The 17,868-nt window shown below is 70.9% G+C and carries 14 protein-coding genes; 6 read left to right on the top strand and 8 right to left on the bottom strand.

All coding sequences use genetic code 11. From position 1 onward, the window contains the following. The first annotated feature begins 1 nt into the window (after position 1). Together cycA and NUG21_RS18455 are read left to right on the top strand one after the other, a co-directional pair. A complete protein-coding gene (gene cycA, locus NUG21_RS18460; protein ID WP_242084168.1) occupies positions 2–1,372 on the top strand; it encodes a D-serine/D-alanine/glycine transporter in 1,371 nt (456 codons plus the stop codon). A gap of 78 nt (positions 1,373–1,450) precedes the next feature. After that, positions 1,451–2,371 (top strand): CorA family divalent cation transporter, encoded by a 921-nt coding sequence (locus NUG21_RS18455; protein WP_263391635.1) that lies wholly within the window; start codon positions 1,451–1,453, stop codon positions 2,369–2,371. Between the two features lie 30 nt (positions 2,372–2,401). On the opposite strand, the gene NUG21_RS18450 is transcribed toward NUG21_RS18455, so the two are convergent. Then, a complete protein-coding gene (locus NUG21_RS18450; RefSeq protein ID WP_242084164.1) occupies positions 2,402–2,761 on the bottom strand; it encodes a hypothetical protein in 360 nt (119 codons plus the stop codon). Positions 2,762–3,065: 304 nt separating this feature from the next. Here NUG21_RS18450 and NUG21_RS18445 point away from each other — a divergent pair, with 304 nt between their 5' ends. Then, entirely contained in the window at positions 3,066–3,965 is a 900-nt protein-coding gene (locus NUG21_RS18445) for an AraC family transcriptional regulator (protein WP_019797847.1), read from the top strand. 287 nt (positions 3,966–4,252) lie between these two features. Here the strand turns inward: NUG21_RS18445 and NUG21_RS18440 are convergent, their stop codons facing one another. Both NUG21_RS18440 and NUG21_RS18435 read right to left on the bottom strand, forming a co-directional pair. Further along, positions 4,253–4,726, bottom strand: coding sequence for a DUF4410 domain-containing protein (locus NUG21_RS18440; RefSeq protein WP_019797506.1), 474 nt, complete (start codon positions 4,724–4,726; stop codon positions 4,253–4,255). A gap of 84 nt (positions 4,727–4,810) precedes the next feature. Continuing rightward, on the bottom strand, positions 4,811–5,596 hold the full coding sequence (locus tag NUG21_RS18435; RefSeq protein ID WP_263391634.1) for a transporter substrate-binding domain-containing protein: 786 nt from the start codon (positions 5,594–5,596) through the stop codon (positions 4,811–4,813). Between the two features lie 270 nt (positions 5,597–5,866). On the opposite strand from NUG21_RS18435, the gene NUG21_RS18430 reads away from it, so the two are divergent. Next, positions 5,867–6,895, top strand: a complete 1,029-nt coding sequence (locus tag NUG21_RS18430; protein WP_263391633.1) for a hypothetical protein — start codon at positions 5,867–5,869, stop codon at positions 6,893–6,895. A 631-nt stretch (positions 6,896–7,526) separates the two neighbouring features. Next, positions 7,527–8,300: a lytic transglycosylase domain-containing protein gene (locus NUG21_RS18425; RefSeq protein WP_263391632.1), complete on the top strand. Its 774-nt coding sequence runs from the start codon at positions 7,527–7,529 to the stop codon at positions 8,298–8,300. Positions 8,301–8,309: 9 nt separating this feature from the next. Here the strand turns inward: NUG21_RS18425 and NUG21_RS18420 are convergent, their stop codons facing one another. The 3 genes from NUG21_RS18420 to NUG21_RS18410 all read right to left on the bottom strand — a co-directional run bounded on the left by NUG21_RS18420 (position 8,310) and on the right by NUG21_RS18410 (position 12,900). Continuing rightward, positions 8,310–9,824, bottom strand: coding sequence for a hypothetical protein (locus NUG21_RS18420; RefSeq protein ID WP_263391631.1), 1,515 nt, complete (start codon positions 9,822–9,824; stop codon positions 8,310–8,312). 100 nt (positions 9,825–9,924) lie between these two features. Beyond that, positions 9,925–11,616: an alpha,alpha-trehalase TreA gene (gene treA, locus NUG21_RS18415; protein WP_263391630.1), complete on the bottom strand. Its 1,692-nt coding sequence runs from the start codon at positions 11,614–11,616 to the stop codon at positions 9,925–9,927. A gap of 357 nt (positions 11,617–11,973) precedes the next feature. Continuing rightward, positions 11,974–12,900 (bottom strand): GAF domain-containing protein, encoded by a 927-nt coding sequence (locus NUG21_RS18410; RefSeq protein WP_263391629.1) that lies wholly within the window; start codon positions 12,898–12,900, stop codon positions 11,974–11,976. 324 nt (positions 12,901–13,224) lie between these two features. Here NUG21_RS18410 and NUG21_RS18405 point away from each other — a divergent pair, with 324 nt between their 5' ends. Further along, the gene (locus NUG21_RS18405) at positions 13,225–13,581 is read left to right on the top strand and encodes a hypothetical protein (RefSeq protein ID WP_263391628.1); all 357 of its coding nucleotides are present in this window, start codon (positions 13,225–13,227) and stop codon (positions 13,579–13,581) included. Between the two features lie 276 nt (positions 13,582–13,857). Here NUG21_RS18405 and NUG21_RS18400 read toward each other — a convergent pair whose 3' ends face one another. Next, positions 13,858–14,646: a DUF72 domain-containing protein gene (locus tag NUG21_RS18400; RefSeq protein WP_263391627.1), complete on the bottom strand. Its 789-nt coding sequence runs from the start codon at positions 14,644–14,646 to the stop codon at positions 13,858–13,860. Between the two features lie 281 nt (positions 14,647–14,927). Next, on the bottom strand, positions 14,928–17,813 hold the full coding sequence (locus NUG21_RS18395) for a M16 family metallopeptidase (RefSeq protein WP_263391626.1): 2,886 nt from the start codon (positions 17,811–17,813) through the stop codon (positions 14,928–14,930). Positions 17,814–17,868 lie beyond the last annotated feature (55 nt).

Below are 17,868 nucleotides of genomic sequence, written 5' to 3'. Positions count from 1 at the left end.
CATGACCGATCCGTCCGCCCAGCCCGACCACCTGCAGCGCAGCCTGTCCAACCGCCACCTGCAGTTGATCGCGATCGGCGGGGCGATCGGCACCGGTCTGTTCATGGGCTCGGGCAAGACCATCAGCCTGGCCGGGCCGTCGATCCTGTTCGTGTACCTGATCATCGGCGTGATGCTGTTCTTCGTGATGCGCGCGATGGGCGAGCTGCTGCTGTCGAACCTGGAGTACAAGTCGTTCATCGACTTCTCCACCGACCTGCTGGGGCCCTGGGCCGGGTTCTTCTGCGGCTGGACCTACTGGTTTTGCTGGATCATCACCGCCATCGCCGACGTGATCGCGATCGCCGCCTACGCGCAGTTCTGGTTCCCGACGCTGGCGCCGTGGATCCCGGCGATGCTGTGCGTGCTGTTGCTGCTGGGGCTGAACCTGGTGACGGTGAAGCTGTTCGGCGAGATGGAATTCTGGTTCGCGCTCATCAAGATCATCGCGATCTGCGCGCTGATCCTCACCGGCGCGGGCCTGGTCGCGTGGGGCTTCCAGTCGCCGTCCGGGCACGTGGCCTCGCTGGCCAATCTGTGGAACGACGGTGGCATGTTCCCGATGGGGCTGGGCGGGTTCTTCGCCGGGTTCCAGATCGCGGTGTTCGCCTTCGTCGGCATCGAACTGGTCGGCACCACTGCCGCCGAGACCGCCGACCCGCGCCGCAACCTGCCCAAGGCGATCAACTCGATCCCGGTGCGCATCCTGGTGTTCTACGTGCTGGCGCTGGTCGCGATCATGGCGGTGACGCCATGGCGCGAAGTGGTGCCGGGCAAGAGTCCGTTCGTGGAGCTGTTCGTGCTGGCCGGCGTGCCGGCCGCGGCCAGCCTGATCAACTTCGTGGTGCTGACCTCGGCCACGTCCTCGGCCAACAGCGGCATCTTCTCCACCAGCCGCATGCTCTACGGCCTGGCCGAGGAGCGCCACGCGCCGCGCGGCTTTGCGCGGCTCTCGCGTGCGGCGGTGCCGGCGCGCGGTCTGTTGTTTTCCTGCGCCTGCCTGCTCGGCGGCACCGTGCTGATGTACCTGATCCCGAACCTGGTCACCGCCTTCACCCTGGTCACCACGCTGGCCGCGGTGCTGTTCATGTTCGTCTGGTCGCTGATCCTGTGCGCCTACATCGCCTACCGGCGCAAGCGCCCGCAGTTGCATGCGGCCTCCGCGTTCAAGATGCCAGGCGGCGTGGCCATGTGCTACGTGTGCCTGGCGTTCTTCGCCTTCGTGCTGGCGCTGCTGACCCTGCAGGCCGATACCCGCCAGGCATTGTTCGCCAGCCCGGTGTGGTTCCTGCTGCTGGGCGTGGGCTACGCGTTGAAGCGCCGCAGCGCCTGAACCGGTGCGCGCAGCGGTCGTTGACGCTCCGCGCGCGCTGGCGGATGCTCGCGGCCTTTCCTGCGCGAGCCCGTCCCGATGATCACTCTCCATCGCCTTGGCGGCACCTCCGACACACCGGTGTGCTGGGTGGACCTGTGCCAGCCGAGCGAGGCGGACCTGGCCGAGGTCGACCGCAAGGTCGGCTTCGCCGTGCCGACGCGCGCGGCCATCGGCGAGATCGAGTTCAGCAGCCGGGTGCGGGTGGAAGGCGAGGTGCTGTTCCTCAACGTGCCGCGCTTCCAGGACGAGGACGGCCCGACCGCGCCGCTCGGTTTCGCGGTGTCGCCGCGGGTGCTGGTGACCCAGCGCGAGCAGCCGATGGCCTCGCTGGACGCGGTGGCCGCGCAGTTGCAGCACAGCCCCTGCCGCAGCACCGACGACCTGCTGCTGCGCCTGCTCGACGAACTGGTCGGGCGCCTGGCCGACCGCCTGGAAGCGCTGGAGGCGCAGATCACCGAGGCCACGCGCGCCGCGTTCGCCAAGCCGCATGCGCGGCACAAGTCGCGGCACCTGGAGCGGATGCTGCACGACGTCGGCGACATGGGCCGGCGCCTGGGCGGCATGCACAACGCCGGCCACGGCCTGCTGCGCCTGGCCACCTACCTGGACGACGCCGCGCCGGACTGGTTCGGCGAGGACGCGGCCAAGCGCATCGGCCTGTTGCACAAGGATCTGTCCACGCTCATCGAATTCGAACAGCACCTGGACGATCGCATCGAGTTCCTGCTCGACAGCGTGCTGGGCATGATCAACGTCGACCAGAACAACGTGATGAAGGTGATGGCGGTGGCCTCGGTGGTGGGCATCCCGCCGACGGTGCTGGTCGGCATCTGGGGCATGAACTTCGCGCACATGCCCGAGCTGAAATGGCACGACGCCTACTACTGGGCGCTGGGCGTGATCGCGCTGAGCATGCTGTTGCCGCTGGCCTGGTTCCGCCGGCGCGGCTGGGTCTGAGCCACTGCGCGCGGCGCCGGCCGCGCAGGATCACGCCGCGAGGCTGTCGGCCTGTGCTGCGGCGTCCGCCGCGTCGTGCTCTTCGCCGCTGACGTGCTGCACCGGGGCGATGTCCCACGACACCGTGTCCGGATCGATCAGGGCGTGGATCGCCGCACCCTGCAGTTCGCGCATCAGCCGCCGCGCCGAGGCGGTGCCGTGCGCCACGCTGTCCCACAGCACCATGTCGACCACGCTGCCGTCGCGGCGGCGGGCGATGCGCCGCGAGCGGAAGCCGGGCTGGCGCTGCAGCCACGCATCGACCTCGGCGTTGGCGCGCAGGAAGGTGCGCCAGGTGCAGTCCAGCAGGCGGAAGGTGGCGATTTCCAGGGCTTCGGTATGGGGATGCATCGGTCTCTCCTGCGGTCTGCATCGCCCGCACGGCGCGCTGGCGGCGACGCGGCAGCGCGACGGCGGGGCATGGGGGAAGGGACAGGGCCGTACGGCCGGAACAGGCGGGCGGGGGGCGGGCGTTCCGGGACGGCGCCGGTAGGGGAACCGGCCGACACAGGATGCTTGCCCGCGCCGCCGGCGCGTTAGCGCGATCCAACGGAATTCTTGTACGATCCTGCAAGCCGCGTCGCGCCGTGGTCCGTGCCGGCGCAGCATCGTGCAAGCTTGCCTTCCTCCTCCGCACGCTACGGCGCCCTTGCCGATGACCGCGCTCGCCCACCGCTACCAGGAAATGGCCGCCCTGGTTGCCCGATTGGCCACGCCCGATGGCGACCACGACACCGCCATCGAGGGCTTCTTCTGTTCCTACCGCTCCGCGCCGTCGCCGAAGACGCACACCGCGCAGTGGCCGGTCTTCGCGCTGGTGCTGCAGGGCGAGAAATGCCTCACCCTGGGCAACGAGGAGTATCGCTACGGGGTCGGCACCTTTCTGCTGGTGACGCTGGATCTGCCGGTGGTCTCGCGCATCACCCAGGCCAGCCCGGAACAGCCGCTGCTGGGCGTGGGCATGTCGATCCGGCCGGACCGGCTGCGCGAACTGCTCGAGCGCATTCCCTTGCCGCCGCAGGTCGGCGCCGAGCGCCCGCGCGGGGTCTCGGTCAACACCGCCTGCCCGGACCTGCTGGATGCCACGCTGCGCATGCTGCGGCTGCTGGAACGCCCGGCCGACATCGCCGCGATGGCGCCGCTGATCGAGCAGGAGATCCTGTACCGCCTGCTGGTCGGGCCGTGCGGGCCGAACCTGCTGCGCATCGCCCAGGAGGACAGCCCCAGCAACCGCATCGCCAAGGCCATCGCCTGGTTGCGCCAACACTACGCCGAGCCGCTGCGGATCGAGGATCTGGCGCGCCAGGTCAACATGAGCGTGTCCTCGCTGCATCACCATTTCAGCGCGGTGGCGGCGATGACGCCGCTGCAGTACCAGAAGCAATTGCGCCTGCGCGAGGCGCGGCGGCTGATGGTGGTCGAACGCATGGACGTGGGCGCGGCCGGCTACCGCGTCGGCTACCAGAGCCCGTCGCAGTTCAGTCGCGAGTACAGCCGGCTGTACGGGCGTTCGCCGCGCAGCGACCTGGCCGAACAGCTCGGCCTGGCGGGTTGAGCCGTGCTGGTACTGCGCGGCACGCCGTGCGCAGCTGACGTGCTGCTGCTTGATCGACGACAGCACATCCCTCCCATCACGTCGAGGCGCGTCCCGTAGGAGCGGCTTCAGCCGCGGCGGGCGTTCCCGCTAAAGCCGGTCGCGGCTGAAGCCGCTCCTACAAGACGAGGAGCCGCCTCCGGCTTGAGTGTCGTGGGATCAGATGATGCGAGGTGCGCTTGCAGACAGCGCGGCATCTTGCATCTGCGCCGTGCAGGACCGGTGCAGTCCTGCACGGGCGCCACGGGTTACTGCAGTTGCTTGAGCCGCGCGACGATCTCTTCGGCGTGGCGCTCGATCAGGCCTTCGGAGGTGCCCCAGGCGGTGCTGTTGGTCGACTCCACATCGAACTGCGCGGCGGTCTTGCCGTTGGCATCGGCGACGCTGACGCGGCTCTTGATCTTGTCGCGCCCGGCCATGATGCCGGCCCAGAAGCGCGCGCCATTGCTGCGCATGTAGTAGTGGTCGATGACGATGGTCATCTTGCGCGCATTGGCCTGGCCCTGCGTGCCGTGGAGGTGCGCCGCGTCCAGTTGCGCGTCGAGCTGGCGGCGGAACATGGCCAGGCTCTCGGCATCGGTGTCGTCGTTGCCGGTGAGCTGGTACCAGTAGGTTTCCGCGGTGGTCGCCTTGTAGCTCTGGTGCACCACGCTGTTGGTCGCGCAGCCGGTGGCCAGCAACATCACGCCCAGCAGCGCGAGCGTCTTCCATTGCAGTTTCATGCTCTCTCCTTGTTGGGTCCCCATGCCGAGGCGAACGCCGCCGGGCGCGGCAGCATAGCGGCTGCGCGCGGACAGGCGGGAGGCCTAGCGCGTTGTCTCCGGATCGCCCAGCCACGCCGCCACGATCCGCGCATAGGCGCCGCTGGCCTTGCTCAGGTGCAGCCACTGGTCGACGTACGCCTTCCAGGCGATGTCGTCGCGCGGCAGCAGGAAGGCCTTTTCGCTGTACTGCAGCGGCTGCTGCGGCGCCACCGCGCACAGGCCCGGCACCTGGCGCTGCTGGAAGCGTGCTTCGGAGGCGTCGGTGATCATGACGTCGGCGCGGCCCTCGCGCAGGTCGCGGAAGATGGCGGGGTTGTCGTCGGACAGGATCAATTGCGCATGCGGCAGTTCGCGACGGGCGAAGGCCTCGTTGGTGCCGCCGCGCGGTTCGATGACCCGCACCTCGGGGCGGTCGATCCGGGCGATGTCGCGGTAGCGCGCGCGGTCGGCGCAGCGCACCAGCGGGATCTTGCCGTCGACCTCCAGCACCGCACTGAACCAGGCCTGGCGTTGCCGCGGCAGCGACACCGAGATGCCGCCGACGGCGATGTCGCAGCGGTCGGCGAGCAGGTCCGGCAGCAGTGTCGGCCAGCGCGTGGGCACCCATTGCAGCTTGACCTCCAGGCTGTCGGCCAGCGACTGCGCCAGGGCGATGTCGATGCCTTCGTAGCCGCCGTCGGCGCGCAGGCGGCTGTAGGGCGCGTAGTCGCCGGTGGTGCACACGCGCAGCACGCCGCGTTGCAGGACGCTGTCCAGATGCGACGGGGCGGCGTGCGCCGGCAGCGTGAGTGTGGCGCCGAGCAGGGCGGCGGCGAGGCGTCGGGTCATGCGGTTCTCCTGCGGCAGGGCGGGCGTCGGCGCCCGCTGGCTGTACGCCGGCTGTCGCAGCGCCGGCGCGCGCCACCTTAGCCGGTTTCCACACAGGTCGGCGCAATCCCTGGCAGGACAAGGCTTTGCGTTCCCACAAGGGCTGAAGGTGGCGCCGTGTCGTCGCCCGCCGCGCGCGGCGGCACGCACCGGCAACGGAACTCGCGGCACGCTGTACCGGTCCGTCCCCCCACATCCGCTCTTGCGCCTGCCCATGGATCCTCGACCGTCGTGACCGCCCTCCCTGCGCAAGACCGTTGGCAGCAGCTGTGGGCGGCACTGGCGACCGCGATGATCCTGGCCTTGCTGGGGCGCCTGCTGTGGGGCGCGCCGTCGGTGTTGCCGCGCGCGGCGACCGAGGATGCGTTGCGCCTGGTGTTCCTGCCGCGGCAGTCCGCACAGCGCGCTGCGGACCCGCCGCAGGCCGCCACGCAGGCGCCGTCGGCGGCCGCGCGCACGTCGGCGGCCATGCGGCAGCCACGCGGCGCCGAAGCGCCGCCGTCCCCGTCCACGTCCTCGCCGACAGCGACGCCGGCGCCGGCGCCGACGCCGACGCCGACGCCGACCACCGCGGCCGGCACGCGGATGGCGGCGACGCTCTATACCGGCGATGGCCGTCCACGCCTGCCGGACGGGGTGGCGGTGGATCCGTTCGCGCAGGCGCAGGGCACGCCGCCGGGGACGCTCAATCCGCGCGACGTCGCCAAGTCCAAGCGCCTGCTCGAACGGCCCAACCCGATCGATTACCGGTCCACCCGCTTCGACAAGGACTGGGCCAGCGACGGCACCCTCGGCGACGTCGCCGTGCAGGGCATCGACCGGGCGATCAAGCAGCTATTGCCCAAGAACACCCATCAGTCGGCGGTGGCGCGGCCGCCGCCGGACGTGCGGTTCAACCCGGCGCTGCACGAGCGCGCCAGCGACCTCGGCAGCGAGGCCACCGGCGATGCCTACAAGGCCGCGCCGATCGCCTTCGAAAAGGCACCCGGGTTGGACGGCGAAGCCAGCCGGCGGATTCGCCAGGCCCTGGCCGACCTGCAGCAACGCCGTGGCGCCTGTCCGGCGGCGCAGCGCGCGCGCCTGCTGGCGCCGGTGCAGCAGCACCTGGACGCGCTGCTGCAGGTGGAAACCGCCATGGCCAAGGGCGCCGACCCGATCCGCGCGCAGCAACTGCTGCCGCGCGAGGCCGACAGCGCCTACGACCTGGCGCGGCGCGCGCTGTGGTACGCCGACCAGAAGCTGGCGGCGTGTGCGCCGTAGGCGGTGATTCGACCTTGGTAGCGTCGGGACTGAAGTCCCTCCCACAGTGCGCCCGCCAGCTTGCTGCGGATTCCTGTAGGAGCGGCTTCAGCCGCGATGGCTTTCCAGGGAAGGCCTCGTCGCGGCTGAAGCCGCTCCTACGGGTGTGCTCCCCTCGGGTGTCGGAGGTGCCCTTCAGTCGCGCAGGCGGAGGATGCGCTGTATTCGACTTGGAAGCGTCGGGACGGAAGTCCCTCCCACAGTGCACCCGCCAGCTTGCTGCGGATTCCTGTAAGAGCGGCTTCAGCCGCGATGGCTTTCCAGGGAAGGCCTCGTCGCGGCTGAAGCCGCCCCTACGGGTGTGCTCCCCTCGGGTGTCGGAGGCGTCCTTCAGCCGCGCAGGCGGAGGATGCGGTGTATTCGACTTGGAAGCGTCGGGACGGAAGTCCCTCCCACAGTGCACCCGCCAGCTTGCTGCGGATTCCTGTAGGAGCGGCTTCAGCCGCGATGGCATTGCAGGGAAGCCGTGGTCGCGGCTGAAGCCGCTCCTACGAGGGAGGCGCTGTCGGGCAGCGTACCGAACCCCGCCATCACTCGCCTCGACGCGCGCTGCGCGATGATGCGCGCCCGTCCCGTCCGATCAGTTGCCCCGATGCTGCTTGCCCGTGCCGCGCTGTGCCTGTTGCTGTGCTGCGGCGTCGTCGCCGGCGCTTCTGCGCGCACCGTGTACCGCTGCGTGCGCGACGGCACGGTCAGCCTGGCCACGGCACCGGAACCCGGCTCGCGCTGCACGCCGAAGGAACTGGACGATGCCGCGATCGCCACGCCCAACCTGTGGGGCAACCTGGGCGTGTTCAGCGGCACCCTGTACGAGCGCGAGCAGGATGGGCGGTTGGTCTACTCCACGCGCAACCTGCCGGGCTCGCGGCCCTACCTGCGCTTCACCGCGGTGACCCCGCCCGGCGAGAGCGCGCATCCCGGCCTGGGCAAGCTCGGGGCGCCGCAACTGCAGGTGCATGCCCGGCCGTTCCGTGCCGCGGCCCGTGCCACCGGGGTGGACGAGCCGTGGCTGCGCGCGATCGCGCATGCCGAGAGCGGCTTCGACGCCGCCGCGGTCTCGCCCAAGGGCGCGCAGGGGGTCATGCAGCTGTTGCCGGAGGTGGCGAAGGAATATGGCGTGCGCGACCCGTTCGCGGCCGACCAGTCGATCGCCGGCGGTGCCCGCTACATGCGCGCGCTGTTGCGCCGCTACGCCGGCGACCGGGTGCTGGCCGCGGCAGCCTACAACGCCGGCATCGGCACGGTGGCGCGCTACGGTGGCGTGCCGCCGTACGCGGAGACCCGCGAGTACATCGACAAGGTGATGGCGCTGTACCAGCGCTATCGCACCGCGATGGGCATCGCGGTGGAGACGCCGGCGCAGTAGCGTGGCGGCTCAGCGCAGGCGTTCGATCAGGCGGGACAGCAGCCTGCCCGGCGTGAAGGGAATGCGTCCGATCTGCGCGGCATCGAGATGGTCGAGTTGCGCCAGCAGCCGCGCGAAGGTCTCCACCTGTTGCTGCGCATACCCAGGGTCCAGGCGCGCGATGCCGCCGTCCGGCAATACCTGGCAGAGATAGTCGGGGATCGGGCAGTTGGCCACGACCGGGATGCCGGCCTGGTACAGCGGCTGGCCCTCGCCGAGCATCGCCACGTCCAGGCGCGGCGACAGGGTCAGCGCACGCAGTTTGCTGCGCCCGGCGCACGCCTGCCGATACAGCGCATCCAGCGCCGGCGTGGCGGTGTACACCAGGTCCCGTTCCAGCTTGCCGGTCGGTGCCGGCGTGCCGGCCGCCAGGTCGTCGCGCCATTCGGTGCAGCCGAGGTGTTCGATGGTGATGCCGGCCACCGCGCGCGCGTGGCTGCCATGGCCGTCCCACAGCTGCGGATGCCGTTGCAGCCAGGCCGAGGTCGCCTGGCGCCCGCGCACGCCGATCTGCGGCAACTGGAAATGGCCGGTGACCAGCACGAACACCAGGGTGCGGCGACGCGCCGCGCGCGGCAGCGCGGCGAAGGCGTGGGCCAGTGCCAACACGCCGGCCGCGCCGTTCTCCTCGCAGGCATTCGGTCCGTCGGTATGGGTGTTGACGATGATCGTCTCGTCTTGCGCACGGCCCGGGAGCACGGCATACAGCGTGTCGGTGGTGGTGTCCTGCAGCGTGGCGTGCAGGGTCAGCCGCGCCTGCCTGCGCTGCGCGGCCGCGGCACGCAGCGCCTCGGCGTGACGCGCACTCACCCATACCGCGGGAAGGTCGCGGTACGGCGTGGTGAACGGGAGGATCTGGCCCTGCAGTTGCGCCTCGGAAACGCCCTCGAACACGCAGATCACCGCGCGCACGCCCTGCCGTCGCGCCTTGTCCAGCGCCACCGCCTGCAGGCCGGTCAGCAGCGGGGTGGTGATGGGCGACTCCGCGAAGTCCGCGTCGCCGTCGGGCAGCCGCGCCTTGCGCTTGAACGCCAGCGTCAGCAGGGTCCGGTCGAGGTCGCGGCGGCGCAAGACCACCACCGCGATCTTGCCGCGTGCCTTGCGGAACGAGCGCGGGCGGCCGCCGAACCAGACCAGCTCGCCAGCGAGGCCGTCGGGTGCGGTGGTGCCGGAATAGGGCAAGGGCGCGGCGACCGCGATCGCGCTGCCGTCGTCCAGGGTCAGGTGCGTGGCATGCGCCGTCCAGCGGCGTAGCGGCAGGTGGTCGCGCTGCACCTGCAGGCCCAACGCCTGCAGGTCGGTGGCCAGGAAGTCGATCGCCGCAGCGTGCGCCGGGCTGCCGGTCAGGCGCGGACCGAACCCGTTCAGGCGTTCGATCCAGTGCCACAGCTGCGCCTGCGACGGCAGGCCGCGCATCACCTCGGCCTGTGCGGCCATGTCCCGGTCGGCCACGTCACCGACCGCGGAGGCGCCGGTCGCGGTCATCGCTCACGCTCCTGCCGGCCCTGCGCAGGCCGACACACCCCACGGCGCGTTCGGCGCCAGGCGCGTACCGCGGCGGGGCGACGTCTGGACAGCTGGCGACTCAGGGCAACGCCGGCTCCGGCTCCGGCTGCGCACGCGCCTGCGGCGCGGTGGGTGCCGCCGCGGCGGGGGCGCTGTACAGATCCAGCAGCAACAGGGTCACGCCGTTGGTCCAGCCGAAGCCGTCCTGCAGCGCGTACTCGCCGCCGCCACCGCCCTCGGCCTGCGCGTCCACGCCGTATTTCTCCACCAGCTTGTGCTGTTGCGCGAACAGCGCCTGCACCCGCGCCAGGAAACGGCTGCCGATGCGCTGGGCCAGCGCGTCCTGGCCGTAGCGGCGCAGGCCGTCCACGGCGATCCATTGCAGCGGCGCCCAGCCGTTGGGCTCGTCCCACTGCTGGCCGGTGTGCAGGCGCGTGGTCGCCACGCCGCCCGGGCGCAGCAACTGCGCCTGCACGGTGTCGGCGCTGCGCTTGGCCCGCGCCGGCGAGGCGACCCCGACGAACAGCGGGTACAGCGCCGCGGCGGTGACCTGCTCGCGCAGCCGGCGCTGCTGCCAGTCGTAGTCGGTGTAGTAGCCGGCGTCGCTCCACAGGTGCTTGTCGATCGCGGTCTTGCGCGCGCTGGCCAGGGCCGCGTAGTCGGTGTCGCAGCCGGCCGCGCCGGGGTTCTTGGCGCAGGCCAGGGCCAGGGTGCTCTCCAGGTGGTAGAGCAGGCTGTTGAGGTCGACCGGGACGATGGCGGTGGTGCGGATGCTGGCCAGGGTCTTGCGGTCCCCCAGCCAGCGGCTGGAATAGTCCCAGCCGCTCTCGGCACCGGCGCGCAGGTCGCGGTAGACCTCGGCCGCCGAACGGTCCTTGGCCTCGGCCGCGGTGCGCACGTCGTGCAGCCAGGCTTCCGGGCGCGGCGTGTCGCGGGCGTCCCAGTAACGGTTGAGCAGGCTGCCGTCGGCCAGCCGCACCACGTGCGCATGCGCGCTGCCCGGGGCCAGGCTCTGCGCGCCTTCCATCCAGTACGCGTACTCCTTCTGCAACTGCGGCAGGTAGCGCGCGTAGGCGGCATCGCCTTCCACCTTGGCCTGCAACTGCACCATGTGCGAGAAGAACGGCGGCTGCGAACGGCTCAGGTAGTAGGTGCGGTTGCCGTTGGGGATGTGCCCGTAGGTGTCGATCAGGTAGGCGAAGTTGTCCAGCATCTGCCGGCTGCGTTCGTGCTCGCCGCTCTCCACCAGGCCGAGCATGGTGAAGTAGGAATCCCAGTAGTAGACCTCGCGGAAGCGCCCGCCCGGCACCACGTAGGGGTGCGGCAGCGACAGCAGGCTGCTGTAGGGCGGCACGTCGACCTGGCGGCGCACCAGCAGCGGCCACAGTGCGTCGATGTGCTCGCGCAGGCCGGTGTCCTGGCGGATCGCCTCGGTCTGCACCGGGCCGGATTCCTCGAAGTTGGCGGCGACGAAGCGGCGCAGATCGAAGCCGGGTTGCTGGCGCTGCGCCAGATAGTCGGCGTTGATCAGCGCCGGGTCGCGCAGCGGCAGCGCATCGACGAAGTGCTTCTGGTCGTCGAACAGCTCCTGCTGCTGCACCGCCTGGAACAGTTCCGGGTAGGCCAGGTCGGGCGTCTGCGGCGGCGGTGCCGGGGCGGTCAGTGTGGTCGCGGGCGCGGCCTCGGCCATGGCGGTGTCGGCGGTGCCCAGCAACAGGCCGAGCGACAGGCTCAGCAGCGGGGTGCAGCAGGGAGGAGCGGCATGGCTCATGTCGGGTCCAGAGCAGGATGCGTGCGGCATGGTAAACGACCGAAGCGGAGACGGGGCGTGCGGCCGGCTCCGCAGGCGCGGCTGCCGATCCTGCCCTGGCGGCCGCGCGCCGCCCGGCTCGCACCGGCGAGGGACCGCAACGTCCCGGGAGATGCAAGAACGGGGCCGCTCGTGGCTGCCCGTCGCCGGCTCAGCCGGGGCACGTCATCTGCAGAATGGGTTGGCGCCGCTCGCCCAGAGCGGGGCGGCTGGGCGTTCAGCGCGCCGCCAAGGCCGGTGCGCGTAGGCGCTCGCCCCCGCTGCGCGGATCAGGGAGGTGGCGCTCAGCGCCACGCGCGCCGGTCGGCGATCCGCCGGTCAGGCCGACTGCTGCGGCCGCTGGCGGTCCTTCTCGGCGCTGAGCGCGGCCTCGGCGCGCAGGAACACCTGCCCGATCGGCTCGTCCGCCCGCGTGGCCTGGGCGTCGCCGACCAGCACGGTCAGCCCGAGCGCCTGCTGCCGCGCGGCGATCTCGCGCAGGCCGCGCAGCTTCTGCTCGGCATCGGCGCCATGCAGCATGACGATGAACTCGGCGCTGTCGGTCGCCCGGTCCACACTGTCGGCGGCGGCGTCGTCCTGCACGTAGCTGGCCAGGGTGCGGTCGAGTTGCTGCAGGCTGCTGCCCAGCAGGCGTTCGCTCTGCCGCTCGGCCAGCGCGGCCAGTTCCTGCACTTCCAGGATCACCACCCGGTAGCGGCCGTCGCTGCCAGCGTCCGTGTTGTCGCCAACCGGGTGCGCTTGCAGGAGCGCCTCGCGTTGGCGCTGCAGCGCATCCCGGCGCGCGTCGAGCAGGCGCATGGCGGTGCGCGCCAGCGCGCGCAGGCCGTCGCGCTGGGCGTCCTTGAGTTCGCGCGGCGTGGTGTCCAGCACGCACACCGTGCCCAGCGCGACGCCCTCCTCGGTCACCAGCGGCATGCCGGCATAGAAGCGCGCGCCGATGTCGCCGCGGACCACGGAGATGTCGGCGAACCGCGGGTCGTCGGCGAGGTCGGGCACTTCCAGCAGTTGCTCGGGCTCACGGATCGCGTGGTCGCACACCGCCTGGCTGCGTTCGGTCTGCGGCACCTCCAGGCCCATCCGCGCCTTGAACCATTGCCGGTCGCGATCCACCAGCGACAGCAGCGCGATCGGCGTGTCGCACAGGGCGGCGGCGATCTGCACGATGTCCTGGTAGGCGTCCTCGGGCAGGCTGTCGACGATGTGGTAGCTGTCGAGGACACGCTGGCGCTGGGCTTCATCGGTCATGGGCGGCGTCGGATAGGGCGCGGATCGCGAGGCGCAGCACGATACCGCAGGGCGCTGAGACGGCGCGTGGACAAGCGCGCAAGCGTGACCAACTGCACGCGAGACCTGCGCGTACGCGGCATGGCGTCGCGGATGATGACGACCTGGGCGATGCGCCAAATTTGTGAATAGACCGTGATAGCATCCGCATTTACCGGGCTGTTCAGTACGCCGGAGTGGCGCGCTGGCAACGGCATCTGCGATGACCGTGCCGCCACCTCCGGATGGCGCTGGATGCATTTCTTCGGCGCCAGCATGCGCCGTCACGTCGCAAGGACGATCACCATGACCCTGCTGCCTCCTCGCCGTTCCCGCGCGCTTTCCGCTGTTGTGCTGGCGCTCTCGCTGTCGAGCGGCCTGGCGTCCGCCAGCAGCGTGACCGGCACGATCAAAGACCTGTCGGTCCGCGCGACCGATGGCGTGCACTACGTCGTGCTCAATGGCACGCCGACGCAGCGCCCGGCGTGCGCCGCGAACACCGCGTACTACATGATCAAGGACGAAACGTCCGATACCGGCAAGGCGCAGTTGGCGATGCTGCTGTCCGCCTACATGGCGGGGAAGCCGGTCTGGATCGAGGGAAGCGACGCCTGTACCCGCTGGGGCGACGGCGAAGACGTGCGCACGGTGAGCTTCCACTGAGCGATGCGCGCCACGCGGCTGCGCTGATGCGGTCCTGCGACGACTGCGCTGCGATCGGTTCCTTGCGCGGCATGCGCGGTGGCCGAGCAGCGCCAGACCGGCGGCCCGTCGGTCCGGCACCTGCATCTGGCCCGGCTTCAGCGCGCGCATCGTCGCTTCGATCGGCTTGAGGTCGCCGCTGGGCCCGAGCTTACAGGGGCGGCGAACGAGGGGTTGGTTGCAGCCGTACGGGCGCGGATGTCCGCGCACATCGCGCGCGCCGGCGGGGTGTGCTGGTCAGCCGGCGGCACCGACGCCGAGCGCGCGCAACTGCGTTTGCAGCGTGGCGGCGTTGTCGAGGGCGTGGCCGAGCGCGGTGTTGTCGAAGATCACCCAGGCTTCGCCCGGGTCCGGGTGCGGCGTCGCGGCGACGACGCGCTCGGCCAGGCCGCGCAGCGTGTCGTCGGCGTAGTCGCTGTAGTAGATGCGCGGCGCGCCGTGCCAGCGCCAGTATGCCGGCGCCGCCGCCCCTCCCGGCTGCGCGGCGGTGGCGTGCAGGGCTGGGTCGGCGGCCACGCGCGCGATGCGGTGGCGCTGCCACAGCGCCTCGGCGCGCGCGCTGAACCAGCTGGCATGGCGCGGTTCGCAGGCGATGCCGCCGTGCCAGCGGCGCCGCAGCATCGCGAAGAAGGTGGCGGCGGTGCGCGCATCGAAGGCCAGGCTGGGCGGCAGTTGCACCAGCAGGCAGCCGAGCTTGTCGCCGAGATGGCCGACCTCGCCGAGGAAGGTCTGCAGCAGCGGCCCGACGCGGTACAGGCGCGCGTCGTGGGTAATCGTGCGTGGCAGCTTGGCCGAGAAGCGGAACGCCGCCGGCACGCTGTCGGCCCAGCGCTGGTAGGTGCTCGCGCGGTGGGCGCGGTAGAACGTGGAATTGATCTCGACCGCGTCGAAGCGGGTGGCATAGCGCGCCAGCTGGCTGGCGCCGTCGCCGACCAAGGCGCGCTGCGTGCTGGCGATCGACCAGCCGGCGCAGCCGACGCGGATGTTCGGCGCGGCGTCGGCGCGGCGGGGAGAAGCGGTCGGCATCGGCGGCAGCGGGCGAGAACAGGCCTTCCGGATACCAAGCGCTGCGGCCAGGAGCCGTGAAGGGCAGGCGCTGCGCGCCGCCTTGGCGACCCATCCGCGACCCACGCAAGCCAGGGCGGCCGGTGCTTGCAGGCTGCGCCGGAGCGCAGCCTGCACGTTCCCTGTCGTCGCGTGTCGCATGTCGCATCGCGCGATGGCGCTGCGTTGCGATGGCGCCGATGCCCGATGCTGGCGTCGGCGCGTGGCGCATGGCGGGGCAACGCCGCCATGCGTGTGCGGCGTTACGGCTTGGCCTTCGCCTTGACCGGCTGGCCGTCGCTGTCCAGCACCTGCACCTCGCCCAGCTTCAGCGCGCGCACCGGCGCTTCGATCTGCTTGAGGTCGCCGACGATGACCCAGGTCATCGCCTGCGGCGCCACGATCTCCTTGATCGCCGTTTCCGCCGCCGACTGGTCGACCGCTTCCAGGCGCGTCTTCAGCGTCTGCACATAGTCGTCTGGACGGCCATACTGGACGATGCCTTCCATCGCGCTGAGCACCGCACCGGTGGTCTCGAAGCTGCCCGGCAGGGCGCGCACGCGCTGTTCCTTGATCTTGGCGATCTCGGCGGCGGTCAGCGGCTTGTCGCCGACCACGGCCTTGGCTTCCTTGAGGATCTCGGCGGCCGATTCGGCGGTCTTGTCGGTCTGCACCGGGGCGAAGAACAGGAACGGGCGCTGGCCGATCGCGTCGATCATGAAGCTGTTGGCGCCGTAGGCCCAGCGCTTGTCCTCGCGCAGGTTCATGTTCAGGCGCGAGGTGAAGGTGCCGCCGAAGGCGCCGTTGGCCACGCCGATCGCCAGGTTGTTCGGCGCCTTGGTCGAGGGCGCCAGCAGGCCGGCCAGGATCAGCGACTGCGGGGCGTCGTCGCGGTTGATCAGGAACACGCGCGGCTTGGGCTGCGCGGCCACCTGCGGCAGGTTCTTGGTCGGGCGCTTGCCGGACGGGGCCTGCCAGTCGCCGAACGCGGCATCCAGCTGCGGGATGATCTTGTCCAGGGTGGTGTCGCCGGCGACCAGGATGCGCACGTTGTCCGGACGCAGCCAGTTGTTCTGGAACGCGCTCAGGTCGCCCGCGGTCAGGCTCTTGATCGCCGCCTCGGTGCCGGTGCCGGTGAGCGGCACGCCGTACGGATGGGTCGGGCCGTACAGCAGCGGCGGCAGGGTGCGCAGCGCCAGGCCCTGCGGCTGGGTCTTCTCCTGCGCGATCGAGGCCAGCCACTGGCCGCGGATGCGCTCGATGTCGTCGGCCTTGAACGCCGGGTTGCGCACGATGTCGGCGAACAGTTCCAGCGACGGCGCCAACTGGTCGTTGAGCGCGTTGAGCGAGGCGTCGCAGCTGTCCAGCTCGCAGGACACGCTGGTCATCGCGCCCAGGCGCTGGCGGCGCTGCGCCACGTCCACCGAATCCAGGTTGCGGGTGCTCTCGTTCATCAGCGCCGCGGTGAAGTTGGCGGTGCCGAGTTTGCCGCCGCGATCGGTCGCGTAGCCGGCATCGAACAGCAGCTGGATCTGCGTGACCGGGATGGTGTGGCGCTCGGCCAGCACCACCTCGATGCCGTTCTTGAGCTTGCCGCGCTGCAGCTGCGGGAAGCTCAGGCTCGGGAACTGGGTGGTGTCCGGCACGCCGGCGGCGCGGTCGACCTGGGTCTTGCCGACGCTGTAGTTGCCCTTGGCCGGCACCTTCGGCGCGGGCTTGCCCGGGGCCGCCGGCAGCGGCTTGACCGCCTTGTCCTCGGCCGCCGGGTCGAAGCCCTCCGGCGCCGGCAGCACGGTCAGCAGGTAGTCGCCCTTGCCGAACCAGGTGTCGGCGGCCTTGCGCACGCTGGCGACGGTGGCGTCCTGCGCGCGCTGCAGGTCCTTCTTGTAGGCGCCCGGATCGTTGCGGTAGACCTGGCCCTCGGCCAGCACGGTGGCCTTGCCGCCGAAGCCGCCGACCTTCTCCAGGCCGCGCACGAAGCCGGCGCGGTAGCCGACCTGGGCGCGCTGCAGTTCGTCGGCGGTGGGGCCTTCGGCCAGGAACTTCTGCAGTTCGTCGGCGATGGCGGCCTCGACCTTGGCCGGGTCCACGCCTTCCTTCACGTCGGCGGTGATCTGCAACTGGCTGGCCAGCGCGAACGACTGCAGGCCGGCGGAGACGTCGTCGGCCAGCTTGTCGCGGTAGACCAGGCGCTGGTACAGGCGGCTGGTCTTGCCGCCGCCGAGCACGGTGGTGGCCAGGTCCAGCAGCACCGCGTCGTCGGTGCCCAGCTGCGGCGCCACCCAGGTGCGGTAGATGCGCGGCTGCGCGACGTGGTCGTGCTGCACGCCGCGGGTCTGCTTGGCCAGCGGGGTGATCCACGGCTGTTGACGCGGCACCGGGCGGCCGGCGGGGATGTCGCCGAAGTACTGCTCGGCCTTGGCCTTGGCCTGCGCCACGGTGATGTCGCCGGCCAGCACCAGGGTGGTGTTGGCAGCGCCGTAGTTGTCGTGGAACCACTGTTTGACGTCGTCCAGCGAGGCCGCGTCGAGGTCGGCCATCGAGCCGATGGTGTCGTGCTGGTACGGATGGTTGGCCGGGAAGATGTTGGCGAGGATGTTCTCGTCGACGCGGCCGTAGGGGCGGTTCTGGCCCTGGCGCTTCTCGTTCTGGACCACGCCGCGCTGGGTGTCCAGTTCCTTCTGGCCGATCGCGCCGAGCAGGTGGCCCATGCGGTCCGATTCCATCCACAGCGCGGTATCGAGCGCGGTGGTCGGCACGGTCTCGAAGTAGTTGGTGCGGTCGAACCAGGTGGTGCCGTTCATGTCGGTGGCGCCGACCTTCTCGAACGGCTGGAAGTAGGTGCCCTTGTGGTTCTCCGAGCCGGAGAACATCAGGTGCTCGAACAGGTGCGCGAAGCCGGTCTTGCCGGCCGGCTCGTCGCCCGAGCCGATGTGGTACCAGATGCTCACCGCCACCACCGGCGCCTTGTGGTCCTCGTGCACCACCACGGTCAGGCCGTTGGGCAGGGTGAAGCGGGTGTAGGCGATCTCCGGCGCGGTCGCCTGGCCCGGCGTGGCCGCGGCCAGGGCCGACGGCGCGGCCACCAGGGCGGCGCCGGTGCCGAGGGTGAGGATGCTGGAGATCAACAGCGACAAGGGTCGGAGCATGGGCCGGGCCTGAGTGTGGACAATGCGCCAGCATAGAGGGGTGGCGGCGGCCGCG

The sequence above is a fragment of the Xanthomonas sp. CFBP 8445 genome (genome assembly GCF_025666235.1).
In the GTDB taxonomy this organism is placed as follows: Bacteria; Pseudomonadota; Gammaproteobacteria; order Xanthomonadales; family Xanthomonadaceae; genus Xanthomonas_A; species Xanthomonas_A indica.
Note: the sequence above shows the minus strand (reverse complement) of the source record. Positions and strands in the feature narration are given on the sequence as shown.

Coding starts and splice junctions, on each gene's coding strand:
- NUG21_RS18450 (WP_242084164.1), bottom strand. CDS start 2,761: ATGCATCCCCATACCGAAGCCCTGGAAATCGCCACCTTCCGCCTGCTG.
- NUG21_RS18435 (WP_263391634.1), bottom strand. CDS start 5,596: ATGACCCGACGCCTCGCCGCCGCCCTGCTCGGCGCCACACTCACGCTG.
- cycA (WP_242084168.1), top strand. CDS start 2: ATGACCGATCCGTCCGCCCAGCCCGACCACCTGCAGCGCAGCCTGTCC.
- NUG21_RS18455 (WP_263391635.1), top strand. CDS start 1,451: ATGATCACTCTCCATCGCCTTGGCGGCACCTCCGACACACCGGTGTGC.
- NUG21_RS18395 (WP_263391626.1), bottom strand. CDS start 17,813: ATGCTCCGACCCTTGTCGCTGTTGATCTCCAGCATCCTCACCCTCGGC.
- treA (WP_263391630.1), bottom strand. CDS start 11,616: ATGAGCCATGCCGCTCCTCCCTGCTGCACCCCGCTGCTGAGCCTGTCG.
- NUG21_RS18425 (WP_263391632.1), top strand. CDS start 7,527: ATGCTGCTTGCCCGTGCCGCGCTGTGCCTGTTGCTGTGCTGCGGCGTC.
- NUG21_RS18400 (WP_263391627.1), bottom strand. CDS start 14,646: ATGCCGACCGCTTCTCCCCGCCGCGCCGACGCCGCGCCGAACATCCGC.
- NUG21_RS18420 (WP_263391631.1), bottom strand. CDS start 9,824: ATGACCGCGACCGGCGCCTCCGCGGTCGGTGACGTGGCCGACCGGGAC.
- NUG21_RS18405 (WP_263391628.1), top strand. CDS start 13,225: ATGACCCTGCTGCCTCCTCGCCGTTCCCGCGCGCTTTCCGCTGTTGTG.
- NUG21_RS18445 (WP_019797847.1), top strand. CDS start 3,066: ATGACCGCGCTCGCCCACCGCTACCAGGAAATGGCCGCCCTGGTTGCC.
- NUG21_RS18440 (WP_019797506.1), bottom strand. CDS start 4,726: ATGAAACTGCAATGGAAGACGCTCGCGCTGCTGGGCGTGATGTTGCTG.
- NUG21_RS18410 (WP_263391629.1), bottom strand. CDS start 12,900: ATGACCGATGAAGCCCAGCGCCAGCGTGTCCTCGACAGCTACCACATC.